At 70.2% G+C, this 4,780-nt stretch carries 3 protein-coding genes; all 3 read right to left on the bottom strand.

Annotated elements, in window-relative coordinates; genetic code table 11:
• Positions 1-993 (bottom strand): Hpt domain-containing protein (locus Mterra_RS18925; RefSeq protein WP_176582555.1); only part of this gene is annotated, 993 nt, incomplete at its 3' end.
• 8 nt (positions 994-1,001) lie between these two features.
• The gene (locus Mterra_RS18920; RefSeq protein WP_051304132.1) at positions 1,002-2,843 is read right to left on the bottom strand and encodes a methyl-accepting chemotaxis protein; all 1,842 of its coding nucleotides are present in this window, start codon (positions 2,841-2,843) and stop codon (positions 1,002-1,004) included.
• Positions 2,844-2,858: 15 nt separating this feature from the next.
• Positions 2,859-4,780 (bottom strand): methyl-accepting chemotaxis protein (locus Mterra_RS18915; RefSeq protein ID WP_147372948.1); only part of this gene is annotated, 1,922 nt, incomplete at its 5' end.

The raw sequence follows: 4,780 nt of genomic DNA, 5'->3' as shown, positions 1-4,780 counted from the left end.
GACCGCGAGCGCGTCAGCGAGATCGGGCGCATGGGCGCCCGGGCCCGCTGGGGCGACGACGAGGACTACGAGGACGGCCGGGGCGGGCGCGGGGGCCGCCGCCTCGGCGATGAGGCCGGTGGACTCGCCCAGCAGGCCCTCGAGCCGGGCGATGTGGACCTCGAGGTCGGTGGAACGGCCCTCGGCGGTGGCGAGCATGAGCTGGATCGCGCTCACGCCCTCGGCCACGCTCGAGGCCAGCTCGCCGCTCCAGGGGCGCTGGCCGTCGCGCACGAGCACCAGCAGGTCCTCGAGCTTGTGCGCGAGCTTGCCGATGGGGGTGCAGCCGACGGAGTAGGCCGCCCCCTTGATGGTGTGCAGCGCGCGGAAGAGCGCGGTCACGTCGCCTTCCCCGCCCTCCCCGGCCAGGTGCTCCAGCGCGTTCTGGGCGGTGTCGAGGTGCTCGAGCACCTCGGGGGCGAAGAACTCCCAGATGTCGGGGTTCTCGCGGAAGAACTTGTGCAGCTCCTCGCGCAGGCCGGCGCTGTAGGGGGTGTGCTCCGGCGCCTCGCCCTCGCCCATCTCGGCGTCGGGGTCGCCGGGGGTGTGCACCACCCAGGCCTCGGGGTTGGCGAAGGCCAGGTCGCGCAGCAGGGCGGAGGCCCCCAACCGGCTGAGGTTGAGCCCCACGTCGCCCTCCTGCCCCTTCTGGGCGATGCTGTCGAGCGCGTCGCAGATGCAGGCCGAGGCCAGCCCCACGAAGCGGGTGAGCTGGTCCTGCTGCTCAGGGGTGAGCCGGGGCGCGCCCTCGAAGAGGCGCTCGAGCAGCCCGGCGAGGCGGGAGAGCTGGGGGAAGTTGTACAGCCCCGCCGAGCCCCTCAGGCGGTGGGTCACGATGACCAGCGGCTCAAATTCCTGGCGGGCGAGGTAGTCGGGAATCTGCTCCAGCGCCAGCACGGCCTCCCAGGCTTCGGAGAGGAAGCTCTGGAGGAGTTCGGGTATCGGGCTTGACATGGCGTCCTTTAGGCCAGGCGGAAGCGGCTGAGGCTGCTCTGAAGCTGCTCGGCGAGTTTACGCAACTGCTGGGCGGCTTCCTGGCCCTGCTGGCTTTCGCTCTGGGTCGATTGGGCGGTCTCGGCGATGCTCTGCACGGCCTCGTCCACGAGCTCGATGGACTTCACCTGCGACTGGGCGTAGCTCGAGATCAGCGCGGCCAGCCTCGACGACTGCTCGGCGAGCTGCGCGATCTCCTTGAGGCGGCCCTGGGCCTGCTCGGCGCTGCGGTACTGCTGCTCGACGGTGTAGGCGCCCTCGAGCACCGCGCTCACGGTGCGGTTGATCTCCTGCTGCACGTCGGTGACGATGTCGCTCACCTGGCGGGTGGCCTTGGCGGAGTCCTCGGCGAGCTTGCGGATCTCCTCGGCCACCACCGCGAAGCGCCGCCCCAGCTCGCCCGCGCCCGCTGCCTCGAAGGTGGCGTTGAGCGCGAGCAGGTTGGTCTGGGAGGCGAAGTCGGCGAGGGCGTCGGCGACCTCCGAGATCTGGGCCGAGCGGCTGGAGAGGCCCTTGATGCTCTCGGCGATGCCCTGCATCTGCTCGCGGATCTGCCGCATCCCGGCCAACGTCGCCTCCACCGCCTGCTCGCCCACGCGGGCGGCCTGCAGGGTCTGCTGGGAGGCCTCGGCCGAGGAGGAGGCGGTCTGCGCCAGGCTCTGCACGGTCTGGGCCACCTGGCGGGTCTGGCCGCGCACCTTGAGCACCTCCTCCGCCTGCGAGGCGGCCGCCTGCGAGACGTGCGCGGAGGTGTTGGCCATGCTGCGCGCGCCCTGGCTGACCTCCTGTGCGGTCTGCTGCACGTCCTGCAGCAGCCGCGCGATCTCCTCGGTCGCCAGGTTCACCGCGTCCACCACGCTGCCCAGAACGTCCTGGGTCACGGTCCCGCGCTTGGTGAGGTCGCCCTGCGCGATGTCCATGGCGACGCGCAGGAACTCGGCGATGTTGGCCTGGAGCTGCTCGCGCTCGTAGCGCTCGCGGTCGCGCTCCTCGGCGGTGCGCACCAGGCCGCGCAGTTGCACGATCGACTGGTCGAGGGTCTGGCCGAGCATCCCCAGCTCGTCGTTGGTCTTGACGTCGGTGGTTTCGGAGAGGTCCCCCTGACCGATGCGGGTGGCCACCTTCACCAGCCGGTTGACCGGGCGGAACAGCCGGCCGAGCAGGAAGGCCGCCACCAGCAGCACCGCCACCGCCACCACCGAGAAGCCCAGCGCCAGGGCCAGCGCGGTCTGGTTGGCCTTCTGCACGATCACGCTGCGGTCGATGCCCACGAACACCCGGCCCAGGCTGCCCACGATGGGGGCCTGGTGCTCGAGGATGTCGCGGTAGTCGCGGCCGATGATGTCGGTGTAGTTGACGCGGCGGGCCGGGAGGTCGGAGGCGCGGGCGCTGTCGATGACGGGCTGGGGGATGTAGGAGCTGCGGATGCTGCCGCCCTTGAGGCTCACGTGGGCGATGCTCGAGCCGAAGACCTGCCCGCCGGCGTCGAGCACGAAGATGTAGGTGACGTTGGGGATGGGGGCGAAGTCCTCGATGCGCTGCTGCACCGCGGCCTGGTTGCCCGCGAGGATGTCGTCGTCGATGCTCGAAGCGATCGAGCGCGCGATGGCCTCGCCCTTGGCGCTGAACTCGGCCTCCAGGCTCTGCTGCAGGGTGATGGCGCTGGCCACCGAGGCCGCCGCCAGCAGCAGCAGCAGCGGGAAGGCCAGCAGCAGCAGGATGCGGTGGCGGATGCCGAACCGGATCCTGGGGACCGCGCCGTAGAGCGTCGGGCGCGGGTCGGGCTTGGGCTTTTGTTTGGCCACTTGCATAGGCTCTCCCACAGGTTAGCTGGGCAGGCGGAAGCGCGAGAGGTTGGAGCTGAGCTGGTCGGCCAGCTTGCGCAGCTCCTCGGCGGCCTGGCGGCCGCGCTCGCTGTTGTCCTCGGTGGCCTCGGCGGTCCCGGCGATGGAGCGCACCGCCTGGCTCACGCGCTCGACGTTGTGCACCTGCTGCTGGGCCACGCCCGAGATGGCCTGCACGAGCTTGGAGGACTGCTCGGCCAGGTGGGCGATCTCCTTGAGCTGCTCGCTGGCCTCGGTGGCGATGCGGTAGCCCTGCTCCACTTCCTTCGTACCGCCTTCCACCGAGATCACCACGCCCTGGATCTCGCTCTGGATGCCCTTGATCAGCGTGCCTACGCGCTGGGCGGCCTGCGCGGAGGACTCGGCCAGCTTGCGCACCTCGTCGGCCACCACCGAGAAGCGCATCCCCGCCTCACCGGCGCCCGCGGCCTCGATGGCCGCGTTGAGCGCGAGCAGGTTGGTCTGCTTGGCGATGTTGGAGATGGTCAGCGCGATCTCCGAGATCTCCAGCGAGCGGTCGGAGAGGCCTTTAATGCTCTTGGCGATGCTCTGCACCTCGCGGCGGATGCTCTGCATGCCCGAGAGCGTGGCGGTGAGGGCTTCCTGGCCCTTCTGCGAGGCCTCGAGCGTCTTGGCGGCGGCCTGGGCCGAGATGCCCAGCGTGTCGGACATCTGGCGGATGGACTGCGTCACCTCCAGGGCCTGGCCCTGGGCCTTCTGGGCCTCGTCGGCCTGCACCTTGGCGCCCTCGAGCACCGCCGCGGTCACCTGGTTGAGCTGCTCGGCGCCCTGGTTCACGCGCTCGGCCACCTTCGCCACGTCCTTGAGCAGGTAGGCGATCTCCTCGACCGTGAGGTTCACCGCGTCCACCACGTTCCCCAGCACGTCCTCGGTCACCACCCCGCGCTTGGTGAGGTCGCCCTGCGCGATGTCCATGGTGACGTTGAGGAACTCGGCGATGTTCTGCTGGAGGATCTGGTTCTGGCGCATGGCCTCGGCGTCGGCCTCGGCCTTGGCCCGGAGCTGGGCCACGGCGTCGTTGAAGACCGCGCCCAGGGTGCCGATCTCGTCCTTACCGCGCACCTTCACCACGGTGTCGAGCTTGCCCTCGCGCAGGTCCATGGCGCCGCGCTCGAGCGCGGCCAGACGGCGCGTGGTGGCGCGCGTGATCGCGAACACCGCCAACAGCGCCAGCAGCGTCGCCACCACCAGCGTGATCAACATGCTGCGCAGCGCCTCGCCCGAGCGGGCCAGCGCCGCGTTGTTGATCTCCAGGGCCAGCGCGTCGTTGGCGTTGATCAGCTCGCGCAGGTAGCCACGCAGGGAGATGTACTGGTAGGCGACCTCCTCGCCCAGCTTGAGGTCGGGCCGCCCGGCCTCGATGCTCTGGTAGAAGCTGTCGAAGGCCTTACGGGCGTCGAGGTAGCGCTCGTTGACGGCGTTGAGGGCGTTAAGCTCGGCGTCTTGCAGCTCGAGCCTGTTGCGCGACTTCAGCAGGGCGGCGATGTAGTTGTAGTTGCTGCCGCTCACCCAGTCCTGGTTGTAGCGGTCGATGATCTCGTCGGCGTTGCTGATGGCGCGGGCGGCCAGCTCCATCGCGGCGCGGCGCTCGCCGATGTCGGCCTGGGGCACGCGCGCGCGCTCGACGTGGCGGATGAGGTCGGCGTAGTAGATCTCGGCCTTGTGCACGTTCGAGAGGCGCACCAGCATGCCGCTGTAGAGGTTGTCCAGGTCCGAGCGCATCGCCTGGAGGCCGCGCAGGCCGGAGAACACGATACCGGCGGCCCCGACGGCCATCACCAGCACGATCAGGGCGATCTTCCAGATGAAGCGCAGGTTGCTCAGGAAGCCGCCGGAGGTGCCGCTCTTCTGGGCGGCGGGGGCGGGTCTGCGGGGGAAGAGAC

The organism is Calidithermus terrae, assembly GCF_003574345.1.
In the GTDB taxonomy this organism is placed as follows: domain Bacteria; phylum Deinococcota; class Deinococci; order Deinococcales; family Thermaceae; genus Calidithermus; species Calidithermus chliarophilus.
This window is presented reverse-complemented; position numbering and strand designations above follow the sequence as displayed.

Bases quoted from the DNA above. Each gene is read 5' to 3' on its own strand.
- Mterra_RS18920 (WP_051304132.1), bottom strand. From the start codon at position 2,843: ATGCAAGTGGCCAAACAAAAGCCCAAGCCCGACCCGCGCCCGACGCTC.